The organism is Candidatus Omnitrophota bacterium, from assembly GCA_025453395.1.
GTDB lineage: Bacteria > Omnitrophota > Gorgyraeia > Gygaellales > Profunditerraquicolaceae > JAlOQK01.
Genome location: JALOQK010000005.1, coordinates 40,111 through 61,421, shown reverse-complemented (window position 1 = coordinate 61,421; position 21,311 = coordinate 40,111). Strand labels below are relative to the sequence as shown.

18 protein-coding genes are annotated in these 21,311 nt (G+C 43.8%); all 18 read right to left on the bottom strand.

The genetic code is table 11. From position 1 onward, the window contains the following. Positions 1-125 precede the first annotated feature (125 nt). A complete protein-coding gene (gene infB, locus MUF05_05920) occupies positions 126-2,267 on the bottom strand; it encodes a translation initiation factor IF-2 (GenBank protein ID MCU0666611.1) in 2,142 nt (713 codons plus the stop codon). Positions 2,268-2,278: 11 nt separating this feature from the next. Then, positions 2,279-3,475: a transcription termination factor NusA gene (gene nusA, locus MUF05_05915; GenBank protein ID MCU0666610.1), complete on the bottom strand. Its 1,197-nt coding sequence runs from the start codon at positions 3,473-3,475 to the stop codon at positions 2,279-2,281. 183 nt (positions 3,476-3,658) lie between these two features. Continuing rightward, entirely contained in the window at positions 3,659-4,120 is a 462-nt protein-coding gene (locus MUF05_05910) for a hypothetical protein (GenBank protein ID MCU0666609.1), read from the bottom strand. Then, positions 4,113-5,366 (bottom strand): proline--tRNA ligase, encoded by a 1,254-nt coding sequence (proS, locus tag MUF05_05905; GenBank protein ID MCU0666608.1) that lies wholly within the window; start codon positions 5,364-5,366, stop codon positions 4,113-4,115. Before proS ends, MUF05_05910 begins: the two co-directional genes overlap by 8 nt. Positions 5,367-5,379: 13 nt before the next feature. After that, a complete protein-coding gene (locus tag MUF05_05900) occupies positions 5,380-6,636 on the bottom strand; it encodes a CpaF family protein (GenBank protein ID MCU0666607.1) in 1,257 nt (418 codons plus the stop codon). Further along, entirely contained in the window at positions 6,621-7,691 is a 1,071-nt protein-coding gene (gene ispG / locus MUF05_05895) for a flavodoxin-dependent (E)-4-hydroxy-3-methylbut-2-enyl-diphosphate synthase (protein ID MCU0666606.1), read from the bottom strand. The genes MUF05_05900 and ispG overlap by 16 nt, the downstream gene beginning before the upstream one ends. 2 nt (positions 7,692-7,693) lie before the next feature. Further along, complete coding sequence (rseP, locus tag MUF05_05890) at positions 7,694-8,770, bottom strand: RIP metalloprotease RseP (GenBank protein MCU0666605.1); 1,077 nt, start codon at positions 8,768-8,770, stop codon at positions 7,694-7,696. After that, positions 8,770-9,927, bottom strand: a complete 1,158-nt coding sequence (gene dxr / locus MUF05_05885) for a 1-deoxy-D-xylulose-5-phosphate reductoisomerase (protein ID MCU0666604.1) — start codon at positions 9,925-9,927, stop codon at positions 8,770-8,772. Before dxr ends, rseP begins: the two co-directional genes overlap by 1 nt. After that, positions 9,924-10,715, bottom strand: a complete 792-nt coding sequence (locus MUF05_05880; protein MCU0666603.1) for a phosphatidate cytidylyltransferase — start codon at positions 10,713-10,715, stop codon at positions 9,924-9,926. Before MUF05_05880 ends, dxr begins: the two co-directional genes overlap by 4 nt. Continuing rightward, a complete protein-coding gene (locus MUF05_05875; protein MCU0666602.1) occupies positions 10,705-11,424 on the bottom strand; it encodes an isoprenyl transferase in 720 nt (239 codons plus the stop codon). The genes MUF05_05880 and MUF05_05875 overlap by 11 nt, the downstream gene beginning before the upstream one ends. Positions 11,425-11,436: 12 nt before the next feature. Beyond that, positions 11,437-13,017 (bottom strand): DUF1957 domain-containing protein, encoded by a 1,581-nt coding sequence (locus MUF05_05870; protein ID MCU0666601.1) that lies wholly within the window; start codon positions 13,015-13,017, stop codon positions 11,437-11,439. Then, positions 13,017-14,069, bottom strand: a complete 1,053-nt coding sequence (locus MUF05_05865; protein MCU0666600.1) for a DUF4912 domain-containing protein — start codon at positions 14,067-14,069, stop codon at positions 13,017-13,019. The genes MUF05_05870 and MUF05_05865 overlap by 1 nt, the downstream gene beginning before the upstream one ends. Positions 14,070-14,146: 77 nt before the next feature. Further along, entirely contained in the window at positions 14,147-14,557 is a 411-nt protein-coding gene (locus MUF05_05860) for a hypothetical protein (protein ID MCU0666599.1), read from the bottom strand. An 8-nt stretch (positions 14,558-14,565) separates the two neighbouring features. Next, complete coding sequence (locus tag MUF05_05855) at positions 14,566-15,216, bottom strand: OmpA family protein (GenBank protein ID MCU0666598.1); 651 nt, start codon at positions 15,214-15,216, stop codon at positions 14,566-14,568. Between the two features lie 110 nt (positions 15,217-15,326). After that, the gene (locus tag MUF05_05850) at positions 15,327-16,595 is read right to left on the bottom strand and encodes an adenylosuccinate synthase (GenBank protein MCU0666597.1); all 1,269 of its coding nucleotides are present in this window, start codon (positions 16,593-16,595) and stop codon (positions 15,327-15,329) included. 16 nt (positions 16,596-16,611) lie between these two features. Beyond that, the gene (locus tag MUF05_05845; protein MCU0666596.1) at positions 16,612-17,847 is read right to left on the bottom strand and encodes a homocitrate synthase; all 1,236 of its coding nucleotides are present in this window, start codon (positions 17,845-17,847) and stop codon (positions 16,612-16,614) included. A 24-nt stretch (positions 17,848-17,871) separates the two neighbouring features. After that, on the bottom strand, positions 17,872-19,671 hold the full coding sequence (locus tag MUF05_05840) for a hypothetical protein (GenBank protein ID MCU0666595.1): 1,800 nt from the start codon (positions 19,669-19,671) through the stop codon (positions 17,872-17,874). Continuing rightward, positions 19,668-21,254, bottom strand: coding sequence for a phosphoglycerate dehydrogenase (gene serA / locus MUF05_05835; GenBank protein MCU0666594.1), 1,587 nt, complete (start codon positions 21,252-21,254; stop codon positions 19,668-19,670). The genes MUF05_05840 and serA overlap by 4 nt, the downstream gene beginning before the upstream one ends. Positions 21,255-21,311: the final 57 nt, after the last annotated feature.

Below are 21,311 nucleotides of genomic sequence, written 5' to 3'. Positions count from 1 at the left end.
GTTATCTTAAAACGCAAAACTGAAAGCGAAAAACTATAACGTAAAATTAAAAATTTTTAATTTTGAATTATGGTTTTTCCTGCCTGCCCGCAGGCAGGAGCTTTGCGCTTTACACTTTACGCTTTTCAAAGTTTGCGCGCTATCTTTTCAGTAATATAGGATTCTAAAACATCGCCTTCCTGAAGCTTATCAAATCCATTAAGCGTGATCCCGCATTCAAAACCTTCGGCAACTTCACGCACATCATCCTTAAAACGTTTTAAAGCCGAAATTGTGCCGTCAAAAAGCTGTTCACCATTACGCATAACCGTAATGGAGCTGGAGCGGGAGATCTTGCCTTTAGAGACCACGCATCCTGCGACATTACCAGAGCGGGAAAGCTTAAACATCTTCTTAACTTGCGCTTTTCCCATGAACACCTTCTTTAATTTTGGCTCCAGCATCCCTTCAATGGCAAGCTTTATATCATTGGCTAATTCATAAATAATGTTGTAGATCCTCACATCAATTTCTTCGTGTGAAGATAATTCTTTGGCCCGGTCATCCTGCACCACGTTAAAGCCTAAAACTAAGGCATTAGAGGCTACTGCCAGAATTATATCTGAATAATTAATATTGCCTACATCGGCATGGATTACTTCAAGTTTTATTTCCGCGGTATCTATCTTTGCAACAAGATCTTTTATCGCTTCCAAAGAGCCTTGCATATCAGCCTTGAGTACGACCTTTAACTCTTTTATCTTGCCTTCTTTTATTTGGGTGTGTAAATCTTCAAGACTTATTCTTCTTATCTGCTTAACCTGCGATTGCTTTCTTTCTTCATTGCGATTGCCCACTAATTCCTTGGCCTGACGCTCATCAGGCATAACATAAAATATCTCTCCGGCCTCGGGAACTGAATCAAGGCCCAAAACCTCAACTGGGTGCGCCGGGCTTGCCTCTTGAATCGGACGGCCCAAATGATCAGACATTGCCCTTATCTTGCCGTAAGAATTACCCACTACTATGTTATCATTCAGGCGTAAAGTCCCATTCTGCACAAGCAAGGTAGCAACGGGGCCTCTTCCTTTGGACATTTTAGCTTCAACCACAGCGCCCTTGGCAAGCCGGTTAGGATTAGCTTTTAACTGCAATAATTCCGCTTCCAAAAGAACCATTTCCAATAACTGGTCTATGCCCTGACCGGTCTTGGCGGATACAGGCACAACAATGGTTTTTCCGCCCCAGTCTTCAGACATAAGCCCTAATTCCGCAAGCTGTTTCTTTACTCTCTCAGGCTCAGCTTGAGCTTTATCAATCTTATTAAGCGCAACTACTATGCAAACTCCGGCTGCTTTAGCATGATCAATGGCTTCTTTTGTCTGCGGCATGATCCCGTCATCCGCGGCCACAACCAAAATAACAATATCAGTCAAGCCGGCGCCTCTGGCGCGCATCGCGGTAAAAGCTTCATGCCCCGGAGTATCTAAAAATGTGACCTCTCCTTTGCCGGTTTTAACCAAGTAAGCTCCTATATGCTGTGTAATGCCTCCATGCTCGGATTCCACAACCCTGGTTTTTCTAATCGCATCCAGCAAGGAAGTTTTACCATGATCTACATGGCCCATCATAGTAACAATGGGGGCCCTGGGGAGAAGGTCTCCCGCAGCATCCTCTTTCTGCTGAAAGAATAACGCCTTTTCTTCTTTGGCTAAACCCGCTTTGACCACAAATCCTAACTTCTGACAAATTTGGCTGACTACATTATCAGGCAGGTTCTGATTTATCCCTGCCATAATACGCATATCCATTAACATCTTGATCAATACTGAAGGCTTTATCTGAAGCCTCACAGATAGGTCTTTGACATTAACCGGCAGATCTATTTCAATTTCTTTAAGCTCTGGCACCACCGCTTCAGAGACAACTGGCTTTTGTTCAACGGGTTCAACCTTAGGAACCGGAACTTGTGTTTTAAGCGCTGGCACCGGCACCGGTTTAGGGGCTATCTCGGGCTTAGGAGCGCTTATAGTTTTATGCGCGGAGGGCTTAACTTCAGCCTTAGGATGGGCCTGAACAACTGTAACAGGTTTGACTTCAGCGACAGAGGCTACAACAGGATTAATAGTTTCTATCTTAGATTTCTTTTTTACTATTTTCTTAACCGCCGGCTTTTCTTGCTTTGGCTTAACCGCCTTGGGCTTAGCTACCTTAATAATCGGCGGCTTCTTTTTCTTTTCCTTAACAACAGCCTTGACAGGGGTTTTGAGTTTCTTAGCAATAGTCATAGTCTATACCTCTATTTCTTGGATAGTTTTTTAGCCTGTTCAATTAGTTTTTCCGCCTTCTTTTCTCCAATGCCTTTTAACTTTGTCAAATCTTCTGCTTTAGCTTTGGCTAAATCTAAAATAGTTTTAAAACCATTCTCGGCTAAAATAGCCAATGTTTTGTCCCCCACGCCTTCTAATTGCCCTAAAGGACTCTTCTCTTCGCTTACAGCCGCAGGCTGTTGCTGAACAGGCTCAACTTTTGGTTTAGTAAATAGGCTTTCCGCTATCTGGGTTTTACTGCGCACGTCAAATTCCCATCCCACCAAACGCGATGCAAGACGCACATTCTGCCCGTGTTTTCCGATGCAAAGAGAAAGCTGGTCGTCATCCACAATAACCTGCGCCCTCTGCTGTTGTTTGTCCAGCTTAATCTCGGAAACCTGCGCCGGAGAAAGAGCAGCGCGGATATATTCCTTAATATCCTCATTAAAAGGAACGATCTCCACTCTTTCGCCCTGCACTTCATTGATAATATTCTTTACCCTGTTGCCGCGCATGCCCACGCATGCCCCCACAGAATCAACTTTCTCATTCTTAGAGCAAACTGCGATCTTAGTGCGCTCTCCTGCCTGACGGGCAACTGCCTTTATCTCGACTATCCCTTCATATATCTCCGGGACCTCAAGCTCAAAAAGTTTTTTCACGAAATTAGGATGCGCTCTTGAGAGAAATATCTGCGCGCCTTTAGGCTCTTTTCTTACCTCTAAGATATACGCCCGGATACGCTGGCCCTGGCGGAATTCTTCCTTACCAGACTGCTCCCTTTTAAGAAGTATGCCCTCTGCCTTGCCCAAAAGATCAACGATAATATTGCCCTTGTCAAAGCGATAGACTGTCCCGGAAACTATCTCTCCGATCTTAGCGTTAAATTCAGTAAAAACTATTTCCTTCTCTGCCTCGCGGATCTTTTGAATGATCACCTGACGCGCGGTAGAAGCGGCAATACGGCCAAAATCCACGGAATCCACTTCTTTGCCGTTTTTAAAGACTTTGACTTTGCCGGTTACCCCGTCAAGCTGCACTTGAAGCTGGTCTTCCTGCGCCACATCTATGACTTTGCGCGCCGCGCTTAAAAGAGCGCTTTCCACCGCCTCAACGAGTATCTCTTTTTTGATCCCTTTTTCCCTGCCCATTTGCTCTAATATCGCAATTAATTCCTGACTCATTTTTTCTCCTTCATATTGAATGAACACCGGCCCATCCGATAGGGCCGGGTGTTAGCAGTAGCGAACACCGGCCCATCCGATAGGGCCGGGTGTTAGCAGTAGCGAACACCGGCCCAATTCAGCCCAGAAAGGGCGTACTTGGCAAACATTTTTGCCAAGGTACGATAAGCGCCGGGTGTCTGCCTACTCGATTATCCGTTTTGCCTTGTTTACTTTTTCCAGGGGAATTACTATATACCCCTGTTTTGCTTTTACTATTAGATCATTATCCTTAACTTGCTCTAAAACCCCATCCCATTCTATTTTTCCATCAACCTGCTCTTTTAAGAAAAATTTTATTTTGCAATTCAGAGAGCGCATAAAATCTTTTTTCTTGGAGAATTCCCTGTCCACTCCCGGAGAAGAAACCTCTAAAATATAACTTCCGGGGATAAGGTCTTCTTTTTCAAGAAACTCTCCTATTAAAGAATTTAAAGAAACGCATTCATCCAGGGTGATCCCGCCTTCCCGGCGGTCTACAAGGGCGGTTATGGTAAAGCTGCCTTGATTTTGCCTGCACAAAAGCTCCACCAGTTCAAACCCCTGTTCAGACACTGATTTGCCGATTTTCTCTTCTAATAAAACAGCCAAATGCGCGTTATCCACGGATATACTCTTTTAATTTGCATAATATTTCATAATCAGTAAGGAAGAATTTCTCATTACCCCTGCGCAGCTTCAACTCAAGGTTGCCGGTTTTTAGGTATTCTTTGCCGATAATAACCTGCGCGGTGACTCCGATAAGGTCGGCGTCCTTGAATTTCACCCCTGCGCGTTCATCGCGGTCATCAAGAAGAACTTCTAAATCATGCCCCTGGATTTTCTTGTAAAAAGACAAAGCCTGATCCATGATCTTAGAATCATTTATATCAAGCGGAATAATCAGGACATCATAGGGGCTTACTTGACGCGGCCAGACAATACCGTTTGCGTCATGATTATGCTCAATAATCGCCGGAAGCAATCGCGACACCCCGATACCATAACAACCCATAATGAAAGGCACGGGATTATCTTTCTCATCGGCAAAATTAGCGCCTAAACTTTCGGAATATTTGGTGCCCAGCTGAAACACATGCCCCAGCTCCAAAGCGCTTATTTTCTCCATAGCAGTATTACAGGCCTGGCATACAGGGGCAATCTGGCCGTCTTTAAAGGGTTTTGCTAAATTACACTGGGCGCAGGAATATACCGAATCTTCGCCCTCTCTTGCCCCAGCCATGAACTCATGGGAAATCTTTCCTCCCATCACCCCGGAATCCGCCTCAACCACAAGGATATTAATGCCGCATCTTTTAAATATTCTTTTATACGCTTCATACATAACATGGTAATTTTTTTCCAGGCCTGCTGTATCTTTATCAAAGCTATAGGCGTCTTTCATGACAAATTCACAACCCCTGACCAAGCCAAAGCGCGGGCGTATCTCATCGCGGAATTTAGTCTGGATCTGATAAACTACCAACGGTAACTGGCGGTAACTGAACACATACGACTTTACCAAGTCAGTAACCACTTCTTCATGAGTGGGACCTAAACATAAATTCCTGCCCCGGCGGTCCACAAACCGGATCATCACGTCGCCTAAAACAGCGTCTCTCCCGGTTTTCTCCCACAGCTCCTTGGGCTGTAACGCCGGAAGCAATAATTCAGCTGCTCCGGCTGTATCCATCTCTTCACGAATGATCTTCTCAATATTTTTTAATACCCTTAAGCCTAAAGGCAGGTATGAATACACCCCTGAGATAAGCATGCGGATTAGGCCTGCCCTTAGCATCATCTGATGCGTAAAAGATTCTGCCTCTTGGGCAGCCTCTTTGAGCGTAGGTATAAGCGACTTTGACCAAAACATGAATCGTTCTCCTTTATCCTTTATTAAAAATACCCTGGTCCAGGGCAATGCCTTTTTTGACTAATTGCGGATAAAATTTCGGGACTACTCCGGTTGCCTTCCATTTGCCTTTAACTTTACCGTCTGCTGTTATGCCTTCCAGGTCATAGATAAAAATATCTTCCAGGCAAACTTGCCCATCTTTGGTGCCATTGGCTTGAGTAATATGGGTTATTTTTCTTGAGCCATCCAAAAGCTGTTCCTGTTGAACGATTAGATCCAAAGAAGCGGACATCTGCCTTTGAATAGCCTCAAGCGAAATAGAAATCCCGCTGGTTAAGATCATCGTTTCAAGCCGGTATATCACATCTTGGGGAGAACTGGCATGCAGGACAGATAATGACCCCCTGTGCCCGGAACAAATCGCCTGCAGCATCTCCAAGGCTTCCGCGCCGCGGATCTCGCCTAAGATAATTCTATCCGGGCGCATCCTTAAGGAATTCTTAAAAAGTTCACGGATAGTGATCTCGCCTTTTCCGTCCATGTTTGGATTGCGGGATTCCAAGCGCACCACATGATCCTGGGTCAACCTTAATTCCGCGGTATCTTCAATAGTGATTATCCTTTCTTTCTCCGAAATGTAAGAAGAAAGAACGTTTAAGGTCGTAGTCTTGCCAACTCCGGTAGGCCCGCTAAAAATAACATTTGCCTGCGCCTGAATTGAGGCTTTTAAAAACTGGCTCATCCGATTGTCCATAGTCCCCAAATTCACCAGATCTTCGATAGTCTTTATTTCCTTAAGAAATTTCCTGATCGTAACTACCGGGCCATTTAAGGCAAGAGGCGCGATAACAATATTAACCCTAGCGCCTGAATCCAGGGCAATTTCCGTGTAGGGCAGGCTTTCATCAACCCGGCGGCGGGTGGGAAGAAGCATTTTATTCAAGAAATACATCAAATGCGCTTCATTGTCAAAGGCAACATTTGTCAGTTTGGTTTTTCCGCCTATTTCCGCGTACACCTTACGCGGGCCGTTTATCATCACCTCAGTAACCTGAGGGTCAAGCATAAGTTTTTCTATGGGGCCTAATCCGGTCAACTCGTCTGTTAGTTCTTCTTTTAATTTAGCCTTCACCTCATCTTCTAACTTCGGGAAATCTTCTGTAATTAAAATATCAACGGCATCTGCTACTTTCTGGCGCATTAACTGTTTATCAGCGTTATTAAGTAAAAGCCCGCTGTACTGGCTAATGATCTTATTTTTTATTTTTTCTTTTATTTCCCGCGACATGAAAAACTCCTTAGCTGTTTAATAAGCGTTTCCACGCAACTATCTGTGGAGACCTTGGATACAGGCTTTCCTTTCTTAAACAAAAGCCCATCTTTTTTACCAAAGGCAACTCCTATATCAGCGTGCTTTGCTTCACCAGGGCCATTGACCACGCAGCCCATGAGTGCCACTTTAATCGGTTTAGCTGAAAGCTGACAGCTGATAGCTGATAGCTGATTCTCAAAATCACGCACAATATTAACTAAATCTACTTCACATCTGCCGCAAGTAGGACAGCTTATTACCTCAAAACCAAAATTACGCAAGCCCAAAGCCTGTAATATCCAACGCGCGGCTCTGGCTTCCTCTTCGGGCTTATCGGTTAAGGATATCCTTATTGTATCACCGATACCGTCTAAAAGCAAAGCCCCTATTGCGATGGAAGAGCTGACCATCCCCTGCTTAGGAAGCCCAGTAGCAGTTAGGCCCAAATGCAGCGGATAATCGCAAACAGAACTCATCTTACGATAGGCCTCTACGGTGTCTAAAATATTGGAGGCTTTTAAGGAAACTACAATATCATGAAAATTTCTTTTCTCTAATACTTTGATATAGCCTAAAGCTGACTTTACCATCCCTAAGGCAATGCCTTTATAATCAGAACGCAACGACCCGGAATTAAGCCCTACCCTTATCGGGATATGATGCGCCTTAGCTGAATCCACAACCGCATTTACTTCTTTAGTTTTATAAATATTCCCCGGATTAAGCCTTATCTTATCAATCCCGTTTTCAATGGCGGCAATAGCAAACTTATAATTAAAATGTATATCCGCCACAAGCGGAATTCTAACAGAAGACTTAATCCTTTTCACGGCAAGCGCGTCGTCGGTATCTTTTATTGCCAAACGCACAATCTCGCAGCCGCAAGAAGAAAGCTTATTTATCTGACGGATAACCGCCTCGCAGTCCGAGGTCTTGTATTTTGCCATGGACTGCACCGCAACAGGATAGTTGCCGCCTAAAAAAACATTCCCAACCTTAATGATCCTTGTTTTTCTTCTTTTAATCCGCATTTTTATTTAATAAAAAAACCGAATAACTTGTCTTTGAATTTTAAAATATCATTATAAGTAACAAAAATAGCTAAGGCGATAATCGCAGTCATGCCAAAATTAGCCACTATCTGATCTGCCTTAGGGCTTAAACCTTTGCCGCGTATTTTCTCAACCAAGAGAAAGAAAAGATGTCCACCGTCTAAGACCGGGAAAGGTAAAATATTAAAAAGCGCTAAACTAATGCTTAAAATCCCCACCAAATGCACCAATGCCAATATGCCTAAACCAGCGGTTTTATTGGTAATATAAAAAATCCCTAATGGTCCGGTTACTGAATCGCGGAAAGAAAGTCTCCCTGAAACCATAAACCAAAGCGCCCTGTAAGTCATAACCGTCAAGTCTACACTTTTTAAACTAGCGTAATAAAGCGCCTTAAAAGGATTGTATCTAACCGTAACGAATTCTTCCGCAGGAATTACCCCCAAAAGGCCAACGCGCTTTTTTTGGCCGATCAAGTCCTCAACCTGTTTATCTTTAAGGGGAATGGTAAAATTTATTTCTTTTTCCCCCCTTAAAACTACTACCTCCAGGGAACTTTTGTCCGAAGCATCCTGAACCTGCCTTTGCAATTCTTCCCAAAATAAGATTCGCTTGCCATTAATGTTTACAATCTTATCGCCCGCTTGGATACCGGCAGTTTTTGCTCCATAGCCGTCAAGAAGCCCTCCGACTTTATTGGTAAGCGCCGGGTAGCCGACTACGAATATCAACCAAAAACAAAAAATCCCCAAGAGGTAATTCAAAAGCGGTCCGGCAAAAACCACCGCGGCTCTGCGCGATGGCTTTTGCGCTAAATACTCATCGGCTTTACCGGTATAATCCTCAAGGCTGTCTCCGGCTAACTTGACATACCCGCCCAAAGCAACAGCGTTTAAAGTATATTCCGTTTGCTTAGTCTTTTTCCTTAAGATCGCCGGGCCGAACCCTAAAGAAAATTTCTCAACCCTTATCCCCGCCTTTCGGGCAATAATAAAATGGCCAAACTCATGCACAATAATCAAAATCCCCAAGATCAAGAAAAAAGCTAAAACGCCCATTAATGCCCTATCCTTTCAATTTTTGCCAATGCTGTTTCTTTTGCCCAGGCGTCTTCTCTAAGAAGAACGCCTAAATCTATTGTTTTAATATAACAGCTTTTGCTAAGAACATATTCTATAACTTTTGGTATGTCTAAAAATCCGATTCTTTTTTCTAAAAACGCTTCGGTGGCCTTTTCGCTTGCGGCACTAAAAATGCACGGGGCATTGCCCATTTTCTTAGCTACTTCTAAAGCAAAACCTAAACAAGGAAATTTCTTAAGATCAGGCTTATCAAAATTTAATTCTTTTAATTTATAAAAATCAAGGAACAAACTGCTTTTTGCCGGAAGCCTTTCTGGATAAGAAAGCGCGTATTGTATGGGAATACGCATATCAGTTACGGAAGCCTGCGCCTTAAGCGATCCGTCAACAAATTCCACCATAGAGTGAACGATCGCCTGGGGATGAATAAGCACCTTTATTTGATTTACATCAAGGCCGAATAAATGCATCGCCTCAATCACCTCTAAGCCTTTATTCACTAAAGTGGCTGAATCCACGCTTATTTTCCTGCCCATATTCCAGCGCGGATGGGCAAGCACTTTTTCAACTGAAATATTCTTTAAATTTCTTAAAGGCGCTTCCAAAAACGGCCCGCCAGAAGCAGTCAAATAAACTTTTTTTAAGAAATTCCTATCCTCACCTTCCAGGCACTGCCAGATCGCCGATTGCTCGCTATCAACGGGGAGGATTTTAATCTTCTTGCTTCTGGCGCGCGCCATGATTATTTCTCCCGCGCAAACAAGCGCCTCCTTATTGGCCATAGCCACGTCACATCCGGCGTTTATAGAACAAAGCAGCGGCCGAAGCGCGGCTGAACCGCTTATGGCTAAAACCACTAAGTCTGCCCGGCAAGAAGAAAGCATCTCTTCTATGGCATCTTCAGAAACAAGCCTTATGGATCCTTTTATTTTACCTTTCAATTTTAAAAGAGCGTCTTTATCGCAAACACTAATGCATTCTGGAGAAAATCTAAGCGCCTGTTCTTCAAGAAGCTTGACATTGGAATTAGCGCTTAAAAAAACCACCTTGAACCTATCCGGAAAAAGGTTGATTACCTCTAAAGCATTCTTCCCGATTGAACCGGTAGAGCCTAAAATAGCGATGCGTTTCATAGGGTTACGCTTAAATAAAAATAAAATACCGGAGCGGTAAAAAGCAGGCTGTCTATTTCATCCAATACGCCTCCCATGCCCGGGATAATATTGCCTGAATCTTTTACCTGACAATCGCGCTTCATCAGGGATTCCGACAAATCCCCCAACTGCCCCAACACTGAAAGAGAAGCCCCTAACAACGCAAGATGTATATAATCAAACCCCAAAAAAGGCCTGCTGACCAAAGCTCCAATTATACTGAAAACCAAGCTTGCAACAGCCCCCTCTACTGATTTCTTGGGGCTTACCCGCGGCATAAGCGGGGTTTTTCCAAAACGGCTTCCTATTAAATATGCCCCGATATCCCCAAGCTTAGTAATCAACAACAAGGCGGCTAAGAACCCCATCCCCCCGTCAAGATAACGGATCTTAATCATAAATGAAAAGAACCATGCCACATAAATAATCCCGAATATAGTAGTGGATATGCCTACGATTACCCCTTGATTCTGCCTGCGCCTGAATTGCATTACGATTAAAAGCAGCAAGGCAAGCACGATAAAAAGAAGTTCCCATTTCTTAGTAAGCTCAAAATGTATAGCAATTGACACCGGGATAATAAGCCCCATACCAATGCCAAAATATTTATAGATATTAATGCCTTTTTTCTCAAGCATGGTAAAGAATTCATAAAGCCCTACCGCAATAAATCCGCAAACCGCAAACGCGCAAAGCCAGTCTATGCGCACAGCCACAACAATAATGGACACCAGAATAATAGTGCTCAAAAGCCTTTTAATAAACATCTACTTTACCGAAACGCCTTTCTCTTTTAGCGTAAACAGATATTGCCTTCTTAAAATCCTCTTGCCTAAAATCCGGCCAGTATTTCTTAGGAAAATAGAGTTCCGCGTAAGAAAGCTGCCAGAGAAGAAAATTACTTATGCGCATCTCACCGCTTGTTCTTATTAACAGATCCGGATCCGGGATGCCATCTGTAAAAAGCGCTTTTGAGAAAACCTTTTCATCTATTTGTTTCAAAAAAAGCTTCCCCTCTGAAACAGAAGCAGATATCTTACGGCATGCCTCTATTATTTCCTGACGCGAGCCGTAATTAAGCGCTAATACCAAAACAAGCCCGGTATTATCACAAGTTTGCTCTTTAACGCGCTCTATTTCTTGCAAAACAAAATCCGGCAAGGGATGCTTTTCCCCGATAGTCAAAAACCGGATGTTATTCTTTTTAAGTTCTTTGGATTGGCCTTTCAAGAATTGGGTCAAGAAGCGCATCAGCATGTTCACTTCGTTCTTGGGCCGGTTCCAGTTCTCCGTGGAGAACGCGAACAAAGTCAAAAATCTTACCCCCTGCTCTGCGGCAAAACGCGTTATCTCACGCACGCGCAAAGCGCCTTCCCGATGGCCAGCAGAGCGCGGCAGGCCTTTAAGTTTGGCCCACCTGCCGTTACCGTCCATAATAATGGCCACGTGCCTTGGAACGATATTTTTATCTGCCATTTCTATTTATATTTATTGGTGGACCCGATAATCTATCGCGGGGAATATATTATCCTTATATTCTATATCCGCTAAATACGCCTCATCAATACAGCTGGACTTGATCTGCTCATACAGCGTATTGAAACGCAGGAGATGCTCCTTTGTCCGGTTAATAGCGTAAGAAGTGTGCGTGCCTGTGCCAAGGATAAAAGCCCAGTCAGAACTCTGAGCCAAAAGAAGCTCTCTTAAAGCTTGATTGAGGCTGCGGCGCAAAGTACCGTTTGGATTAGAAGAAGAATATTCTTTGGCTAATTCTGTCATCCTGTTTGATGCCGCGTGCAGATGCCGGTAGACCCAGTCATTAGAGCCCTGAAGCCACATCTCACTATAACCTTTCCAACCCCAGCTTGACATAGAAGGAGTAACTACCTGATTGCGCGGATTTTCCATAAGATACTCTGTGGGGGTGGTCATCTTTATAGTTTTCTGGTCAAAATGAATCTTGCGGATCAAGAAGTCAAGCCACATCGGCCCCTCATACCACCAATGCCCGTAGAGTTCCGCGTCATACGGAGAAACGATCATCGGCTTTTTTTGCATAAAATCATAAAGATATTCCACCTGCTTTTCACGGTTAAACATGAAATTTCCGGCATGCTGGGCGGCCTTTTCTCTGGCAGCAAGCGGATTGTACGGCTTTTTATCATCGCTTCCGGTAATACGATAATATTTTATACCGGTATTGATGCGTATCCCGTCGGGATGGATATAGGGCTTGATATAGTCGTGCTCCAGATCAAAACCTATATCACGATAGAATTCGCGGTAATCATAATCACCGGGATAGCCCTCAATTGAAGACCAAACCTGCTTTGAGGATTCAAGGTCTCTGGCAAAACAGGCAATGCCGGACTTGCAATAGACAGGCGCAAAAACCCCATACTTAGGACGAGGGCTGCCATGCAAAACGCCATGCGCGTCGGAAAAGAAATATTTGATCCCTGCCTCTTTTAATATCTCGTCGTGCCCGGGCATAAAACCGCATTCCGGAAGCCAAATCCCGTTTGGCCGCCGGCCAAGGGCGTTTTCATAATGCGCAACCGCTACTTTAATCTGCGCCCTGACAGATTCCCGGCATGGTTCCATAAGCGGAAAATAACCGTGGGTGGCGCCGCAGGTAATGATCTCAAGCTTGCCTAAATCCTGAAAACGCTTAAAGGCATTTACTAAATTCTTTCCATAGCGGTTGAAAGTATCCCGGGAATTACAAAATGTGTTTAAATACATGGTAGCCAAACTCTGAAATTCCGGCTGCCAACGCGTGCGCTCAACTTCTTTATGCGCCAGCTCAATTAATCTATTTATGTGTTTAAGATACCTGTCCTGTAAAAGTGAGTCCGAAAGCATGGAGATCAGCGTCGGAGTAAGCGACATGGTCAAACGGAAATCCACGCCATCCCTGTCCAGGCCTTCAAACATATGAATAAGCGGAGTATATGTTTCAGTAATTGCCTCGTACAGCCAATCTTCCTCTAAGAAATCCTCATGTTCAGGATGCCTGACAAAAGGCAAATGGCTATGCAGCACTATGCATAGATATCCCTTATTCATTAAGCCCCCGTTGTCTGTCGTGTCACAGAGTTATGTTTTGTGTCTTTTTCCACAATCGGCGTAATGGTAATAGTATCAATTTCATCGGAAGAAGTTGCTTCTACCGGTATTACCTGTTTACCGTCGGGCAGAGCAAACCTCAAGCTAAAAGTCCCGTCGGGACGCAAGGTAATCGTTTTCCCCTGCACAGTAACCTTGGCATCCGGCTCTGTAGCGCCATAGACAATTAATTCAGTATTCACCCACATCCAGAATTTTCTCTGTTTAGGGGCCTGTTTCTTAACCGGGCTTGCCATAGAAGCCATGCCCGGAGAAGCCAGGATTCCAGAAAAAAGGGCCCTTCGCATTCTTTCCTGCCAGGCTTTTCCAAGTGGGGAGCTTCTTCCAAAACCAAAACCCATGCCATAAAGCCGGGCAAACATTTCTTCAGGGATCATCCATTCTTCATCAGTGATCCATGACGGCCCGTCAAGAGGGGTAGAAACAACATTGGAGCGCGCGATAAGGATAAACTCTCCATTAGCCAGCCTTAATCCAATATCCACGCACCAAGCCCTTCCCGGGCCACCGGTATCTATATACCAGCTATTAGCCCCGTAACCTAATTCCACGTCAAAGAATCTATGGGCATTTCTGCCGTTAAACATGACATTGGTCACATCATAGACCCGTAAGACTAATTTAGCCGAGGAAAAATTCTCTTTTAAACGCGACTTAAGGTTATCCCAAGTATCCTGGGTAATCTCCCAGTATGTATGTATCCACCAAGGATCACGCACCATAGCCACAATGCGCACATTGCCGTAACCTGCGGGCAGATCTTTCACGAAACGCGCAGTTTGAGCTTTTGCTTGAGGGCTGTAAAACTTAGCCTGGCCGACTAAAGTCTCATGAGAGCCCATCACCTCTCTCTTGGGATCCTGCACGGGTTCTTTTTTCTTCAATAAAGATTTTGCTTTAAACCTGGCGGGAATACTCTTTATTAACTTGCTATCCCTGGTCTTGGTGATTACTCCTTTAATCTTATCCCGGATCTTTTTAAGAATCGCCATAACAACCCTCCTTAGGGAATAAAAAAGGGGATTTCTATCCCCTTGATGAAAAGGCCTTACTCCCTCTATTGTTTACTTCATTTAGTGCTCTTTTGCTCAACAGCCTTACTTGCTTGGGTAAGCGCATCTTTAAGCTCCTGCTCCAAGGCTTCCTTGACCCTGGTAACCTTAGCCAGCTCTTCCTTAAGGCTTTGATTGATCAACTGTTCTTGCACCAAGGCTTTTTTATTTGATTCAAAGGCGCTTTTTTGCTCTTCTAGCTGCTTGCTAATTTCAGATGCCTTAAGCTGACAGGCTGTTTTATCTTTAGTAATCTTGTTTAGATTTTCTTCCGCGTCTAAACGCACTGCCATTTCCTGCTGACGGGCATTTCTATGCTTAGATACTTCCAGGCATGAATTAACCGTAATAACAACAAGGATACAGCATATCAAACCTAAAATAACCGCTATGCGATTCTTAAAAATAGAGGGAAGATTACCTGCCATTTTATCTTTTATTTAATTTTCCCGGACGGCACATAAGCTTTTTCTTCGGGATTTTGTTCACCGCGCACCTTGGTCACTTTAGGATAAATAACCACTTCCACCCTGCGGTTAAGTTTTCTTCCTTCAGCGCTTGAATTAGAGCTTACCGGGCTGTGTTCGCCGTAGCCTATCGCGGAAATGCGTTCCGGAGAAACGCCCTTTTCATCAACCAGATAATGCAAAACACTTAAGCCCCTGGCTGTTGAAAGCTCCCAATTTGATTTCCAGCCCGAAAACTTAATCGGCACATTATCGGTATGGCCTTCAATGCCCACTTTAAGGTCCGGCACATTTTCCTGTAAAATCCGCGCTACTTTATTAAGAATAGGATAGGCATCGGTTTTAATCTGATTTTTACCAGAATCAAAGAGTATATCCGCCAGGAAAGTAATCACAAGGCCGCGTTCACTCATCTTTAAGCTAACCTGCTTATCCTGTATTTCCTGAGCCAATCTCTGCTCCAAAAGGCTTTTAACCTTGCTTAGCTGATCAACCTGCTTTGACAATTTATCAATTTTCTCGCTGTCAGAACGCCTGCCCACCTGAAAAATAAAAGTACATCCGGAAATAAAAGACGCAGACAGCAATATAACTAATAATTTAGTGATTGTTTTTTTCATTTTAACCTACCCTCCTATTTACTTTTTTAGGAATTTTGAATGGAATTTAACTATAACACGCCCAGGGGTTTTAGTCAAGGTTTTTTCAAGTAACAACTGCCTGTTTTATTCTAAACAAAGATAGTTTGATCGCGTGATGAGCCTACCGAAATAATAGAAACCTTGACCCCTAAAATATCCTCCAATACCTTAATATAACATCGCGCGTTAACCGGCAAGGCCTTAAATTGGCGCAAAGCCGATAACTGCTTATCCCAGCCGGGAAGCGTCCTATAGAGCGGTTTGGCCTTAGTTATTACGTCCATATCATAAGGATACTCTTTAAAAATTTTGCCTTTATATTTATATCCGGTACATATTTTTATTTCTTTTAAGCCATCCAAAATATCCATCTTCATGATCGCCATTTCAGAGATCCCGTTTAAAAGGATCGCCTCTTTAACCATCAGGCAATCAAACCAACCGCATCTTCTGGGCCTGCCGGTTGTGGCGCCGAATTCGCAGCCTTTTTTCCGGATGAAATCTCCGAATTTACCCGTTAACTCCGTCGGAAAAGGACCTTCCCCAACCCGCGTGCAATAAGCCTTGGCAGCGCCTAAAACACGGTCAATTTTATCTGGAGAAACCCCTGTCCCAATACAAGATCCCCCGGAAATAGTCGAAGATGAAGTAACAAAAGGATATGTACCAAAATCTATATCCAAGAATGTCCCCTGCGCGCCTTCAAAGAGGATGTCTTTCTTGGCAAAGACCACATTATTTAAAAGCTTAGCCAAATCGCATAAGTACGGCTTAATGCGGCTGGCTAATTTAAGATAATCCCGGTACATTTGATCAGCATTAAAAGGCGCGTGAGCGTAGACTTTTTCCAAAATCTCATTTTTCTCGCGCAGGTTATCCTCAAGTTTCTCTTTAAAGGATTTGGCAGATAAAAGATCAATCATTCTTATCCCGCAACGGTTGATCTTATCGGAATAACAAGGGCCTATGCCGCGCCCGGTAGTGCCGATTTTATTCTTAATCCGGGTTTCCCGCAATTTATCCAAGACGCGGTGATAGGGCATGATTACGTGCGTTAAATGCGAAATCTTTAAACGCCCTTTAATATTTAAACCGGATTTTTCTATGCCTTCTATCTCTTTTACTAACATCTGGAGGTCAAGCACTACTCCATTTCCGATACAGCAGATCTTATCTTCATGCAATATCCCCGACGGGATAAGGTGAAATATATATTCCTTGCCATCCACAACTACGGTGTGGCCGGCGTTACTGCCGCCCTGATAGCGCACAATATAATCCACCTTGGCAGAAAGAATATCAATGATCTTGCCCTTGCCTTCATCTCCCCACTGCGCGCCGACTAATACGGTATTCATTTTCTATCCACTTTCTTCACGGATTCATAGTAAAAATCTTACGTGCGATATCCGGATATTTGGCAATAAACTGCAGCTCTGAGTCAACTAAAGGTTTCTGATTATGCACATTAGCGTAACGGACTAACTCCAAAATCTTTGTCGCCTCGGCATCATCCTTAAACTCAACTTCAAGCTTTTCATAAACATTGCGGAATCCTTTTATCCCGGAATATTCACCGGCGGTAATTTTCCTGCCGGTTTCAATGATTTCCGGTTCGCCTCTTCCTAACTCTTCAAAATCATACAGCTCATAATTGCGCCTGTCTTTTAAAGCTCCGTCGGCGTGAATACCAGACTCATGGGCAAAGGCATTCGCTCCTATGCCGGGCTGATTTATGGGTATAGCAACGCCAAAAGCATAAGAAGCATAGGTGCAGGTCTTCCATGCCATCTTCAGGTTTATTCTTTCATCCAAACAATAATCCTGCATGCCATGGCCATACTTAACCGCCAAAATTACCGATACCAGATCTGCGTTACCCGCGCGCTCGCCCATGCCATTCACGCAAGTATTGATATACGCGTCACATCCGGCATCATTGGCTGCCTTTGCTCCGGCAATGGAATTTGCTACCACCAAACCCAAATCATTATGGCAATGCACTTCTATAGGAAGCTTTACCGCTTCAGCTAAATCCTTAATCCTATCATAGATGGAAAATGGCGTATCGCATCCAAGGGTATCGCAATAACGAATGCGGTCCGCGCCGGATTTCTTTGCGGCAAGTGAAAATTCCTTCAGATACTCAATGCGCGTGCGCGAGGCATCTTCCGCGTTAACTCCAATGCTTTCTGCGCCGGCTTGGCGCGCCAAATGCACAGCCTCAGTCATTTCATTGATTATAGAGGCGTGATCCAACTTGCCTTTAAATTTATGCACGATCATCTGGTCAGAAGTTGAAATTGAAAGATTCAGGTGTTTGATCTTAGGCAAAAGTTTAAAAGCCGTTGAGACATCTTCGCGCGTGGCCCGGATCCAGCCCCCAAGCCTGATGGGAGACAATTCACCTGCCTGCGCCAATTCTAAATTAGCGTTTAAGTAATTTGTTTCATGGCGGGTCATGGGGAACCCGAATTCCGACTGAAAAACCCCCATCTGATTTAAATAAATATTGATCATTGTCTTCTGTAATTTAGATAAACAAATCCTTGAAGTCTGCACCCCGTCACGATTTGTCACATCCACAAGATATATTTTTCTTTTTTCCATAACGATACCCCCTTTTGCTAAAAACTAGCGGCCCTGAATGATTTCCTTCAACTGCTTATTGGTTAAAGGCTGTTTTAAAGAAAAGATTTGCTGATTATTTAAAAGATACGCTGGGCCCATCATAATCCTAAGCTGTTGACTCAAGCTTATATTCTGGGAAAGAAGGTCTTTGCCTTCGCCGGTTGTGGCGCAAGAATGTATTTTCTCTTGGTCCGCCCCGGTCAGGCAATCCTGCCACCAGCTTGAATTCAGGTTCTTGCTGCGGCATAAGACATAATCCCAATATTGATCAGGGTAATATTTCTCTACGCACACAGCGCGCAAATATTCTTCAACTTCAAGATTCCCTTGCATCGCGTCAAAGCCCGCCTGGTTCTGTATTGCCAAAAAATGCAACCTTGCGCCAGTACCAATAGAATTTTCTAATACCTGCGCAGAAGCCTTATCGTAAATACTTAAAAATAGATCCAGGCCATCCTTTTTGGGCCGGTCAAGGTACATAGCCACTCCAGAAAACTCCGGCTTGATAAGATATAAACTTCCCTTATCTTCCAACTTACCGCTTATGCCGGAGAAACCAGGCTGTTTATCAATATCTTTAGGCAAGACATAAGCGGGCAGGAAATTAATTTTCAGATCCTTGATTAATTTCTTTGCTCTATCTTCAGGGTAATACACATATGCCGGCTGCGCCCCGGGCAAATCTCTCTTGATAAGATTCAGCAAATGCTCATAATCACATCCTAAGCAATCTTTATGGGTAATAACGGTTAATTTTATTTTTCTTGCCTGAGGGAATTGACAAGAAGCCTTCATTTCTGATGGATTTTGGCAGACGCCAATCGCGCTTTTATTGCGGCAATTAATATCCATGAAGCAACGCGGCATAATCTTGGTGATTTCCGGGTCATCACCTACCTTATCCGAAAGGCGGATTAAATCCGCTTGATAATTTTGTATCTTGGCGCCTTCAAGTTTCAAAGATAAAACCCCCAGCTTCCTGCCCTGCCACGAGGGATAGACTATTACCGTATTATTAACCTTCTCGGAAACCTTATCCCGAGCGGATTCGTTGGCGACTAAAACATCCACCCCGTCAACCTGCGAAAGAAAAGAAACATTTTGATTGTGCGCAAGATTGCTTAAAACAACTATAAAATTTGCGCCTTCCTGCTTCGCCTTAAAAATCGCATGCCTCAAAGCTAAATCCGGACGGATAAAATTAATGCTTCCGGCGGATTTTATGGCGGCCTGCTCAGCGGTTAATCCGATAATCGCCGCCTTAATGCCGCTTACCTGCTTAATGATATAAGCCGGTATTTCAGGCGCTGCGGACTTTAATGATATATTGCTTGAAACAAAATTAAACTTGCCACCCTGGATCTTTTCCTTAAGATAATCCGCGCCAAAATTGAACTCATCATCCCCCAAACACAGCGCGTCATAACCTATCGCAAGAAGCGCTTTCAGGTTATATTCGTTGCGCAAGCTATTAAGAGCGGTGTCCTGCGAGAACTCATCCAATATGCCTGCGGCAAAGAAATTGCCCGAATCTACCACAAGAACACTTCCCGCGGGCTTCTCTTTCTTTATTTGCTTTATCAAAGACGCCCTGCGGGCAACTCCTCCGTCTGTCTCAACGGGGCAAGTACAGGTATAGAGCATGGCGTGGGTTTGCCCGGTATAGATAATAGTAATTTCCTGGGCGAATAGTAGAGAATAACCAATAACCAAATTACAAATTACAAATAATAACCAATTCCGAAACACCAATTTACAAAACGGCCGCTTGGTGTTTGGTGGTTGGAATTTGGAATCCATCATAGTCTTATCAGTTTTACTGAAAGTATATTCTCAATCTTTCTGATCTCATCTTGCAGCGCCGCCGAGATAGGGCTGTCCACATTTAAAAGCGACACAGCTTTTCCTCCGGGCTTTTCCCTGCCGAAAGTCATCGCCGCGATATTAATTTTGTGTTTTCCCATAAGCGTGCCTAAATTACCGATGATCCCCGGAACGTCATTATTCTGGATCATCACTACTTCCCCCACAGGCGCAAGCTCAAGATAATACTCATCAATCTTAACGATCCTTGGTTTTTTATTCGGAGATAGCGTTCCGCAAACCTTACGCGTTTCTTTATCAGTCTTGATTTCAATCTTAACCAAATTAATAAACTCATCTTCTGCCGGAGACTTTCCTTCTTTAACCTTAATACCTCTTTCTTTGGCAAGGCTAATGGCATTTATAAAATTAACCGTCTCCTGCATGATCGGAGACAAAATCCCCTTAACCAACGCCATGGTTAAAGGCTTAAGGTCATACTGCGCGATCTCTCCGACATAAGTAATATTTAATTCCTGATACCTTCCCTCTACTATCTGGCCCGAGAACATCCCTATCTTCTCGCATAAATTAATATAGGGATCAAGGAATTTACAAACCTCTGCCTCAAGGCAAGGATAATTAGCAGCGTTTCTTATGCCTCTTCCCAAGAGGGCATCTCTTACGATCTGGGCAACCTCTATGGCAACGTTTACTTGAGCTTCTTCGGTATTGGCCCCTAAGTGCGGAGTAACTACCACATTATCTAACTTTAAAAGCTCATGGTCTTGTGCAACCGGCTCTTTTTCAAAAACATCTAAGGCTGCGGCGGCAACCTTGCCTTCCTTTAAGGCAGCCACAAGCGCGTTCTCATCTATAATCCCGCCTCTTGCGCAGTTAACCACCCTTACGCCTTTTTTCATCAAGGCGAATTGGGCTGTGGAGATCATATGCTTTGTATCTTCGGTCAAAGGCGTATGCACAGTAATAAAATCCGCTCTCGCTAAACAATCATTAAGATCCGCTATTTCAACACCTAAGCTTTCGGCAACTTCTTTAGAAAGAAATGGATCAAAGGCCACAACCTTCATCCCAAAAGACAAACATCTCTTGGCAACTGCCGAACCAATGCGGCCAAACCCGACCACGCCTAAGACTTTGCCGTAAAGTTCCGCCCCTATAAATTTAGAACGCTTCCATTCTCCTTTTTTTACTGAAGAATTGGCCTGCGGGATATTACGCGACAAAGCTAAAATCATGCTTACGCTAAGCTCTGCGGTAGAAATAGTGTTTCCTTCGGGAGTATTCATTACAATCACGCCCTTGCTAGTGGCAGCTTCAAGGTCCACATTATCCAACCCTACTCCGGCGCGGCCGACTACCTTAAGTTTACCGGCATTGGATAATACATCTTTTGTTACTTTTGTGGCGCTGCGCACAATAAGCGCGTCGTAATCCTTAATCGCCTCTTTAAGCTCTTCGGGCTTAAGCTGGGTATTAACATCAACAGTAAAATCTTTAACCTCTTTTAATATTTTTAACCCTTCTTCAGATAATGCATCGCTTACTAAGATCTTAAACATAATAACCCCCTATTTAATAAATCCCAATAATACCAAATCCCAATATTCAATAAATAA

Coding starts and splice junctions, on each gene's coding strand:
- infB (MCU0666611.1), bottom strand. CDS start 2,267: ATGACTATTGCTAAGAAACTCAAAACCCCTGTCAAGGCTGTTGTTAAG.
- nusA (MCU0666610.1), bottom strand. CDS start 3,475: ATGAGTCAGGAATTAATTGCGATATTAGAGCAAATGGGCAGGGAAAAA.
- proS (MCU0666608.1), bottom strand. CDS start 5,366: ATGTTTTGGTCAAAGTCGCTTATACCTACGCTCAAAGAGGCTGCCCAA.
- MUF05_05900 (MCU0666607.1), bottom strand. CDS start 6,636: ATGTCGCGGGAAATAAAAGAAAAAATAAAAAATAAGATCATTAGCCAG.
- ispG (MCU0666606.1), bottom strand. CDS start 7,691: ATGCGGATTAAAAGAAGAAAAACAAGGATCATTAAGGTTGGGAATGTT.
- rseP (MCU0666605.1), bottom strand. CDS start 8,770: ATGGGCGTTTTAGCTTTTTTCTTGATCTTGGGGATTTTGATTATTGTG.
- dxr (MCU0666604.1), bottom strand. CDS start 9,927: ATGAAACGCATCGCTATTTTAGGCTCTACCGGTTCAATCGGGAAGAAT.
- MUF05_05880 (MCU0666603.1), bottom strand. CDS start 10,715: ATGTTTATTAAAAGGCTTTTGAGCACTATTATTCTGGTGTCCATTATT.
- MUF05_05875 (MCU0666602.1), bottom strand. CDS start 11,424: ATGGCAGATAAAAATATCGTTCCAAGGCACGTGGCCATTATTATGGAC.
- MUF05_05870 (MCU0666601.1), bottom strand. CDS start 13,017: ATGAATAAGGGATATCTATGCATAGTGCTGCATAGCCATTTGCCTTTT.
- MUF05_05865 (MCU0666600.1), bottom strand. CDS start 14,069: ATGGCGATTCTTAAAAAGATCCGGGATAAGATTAAAGGAGTAATCACC.
- MUF05_05860 (MCU0666599.1), bottom strand. CDS start 14,557: ATGGCAGGTAATCTTCCCTCTATTTTTAAGAATCGCATAGCGGTTATT.
- MUF05_05855 (MCU0666598.1), bottom strand. CDS start 15,216: ATGAAAAAAACAATCACTAAATTATTAGTTATATTGCTGTCTGCGTCT.
- MUF05_05850 (MCU0666597.1), bottom strand. CDS start 16,595: ATGAATACCGTATTAGTCGGCGCGCAGTGGGGAGATGAAGGCAAGGGC.
- MUF05_05845 (MCU0666596.1), bottom strand. CDS start 17,847: ATGGAAAAAAGAAAAATATATCTTGTGGATGTGACAAATCGTGACGGG.
- MUF05_05840 (MCU0666595.1), bottom strand. CDS start 19,671: ATGATGGATTCCAAATTCCAACCACCAAACACCAAGCGGCCGTTTTGT.
- serA (MCU0666594.1), bottom strand. CDS start 21,254: ATGTTTAAGATCTTAGTAAGCGATGCATTATCTGAAGAAGGGTTAAAA.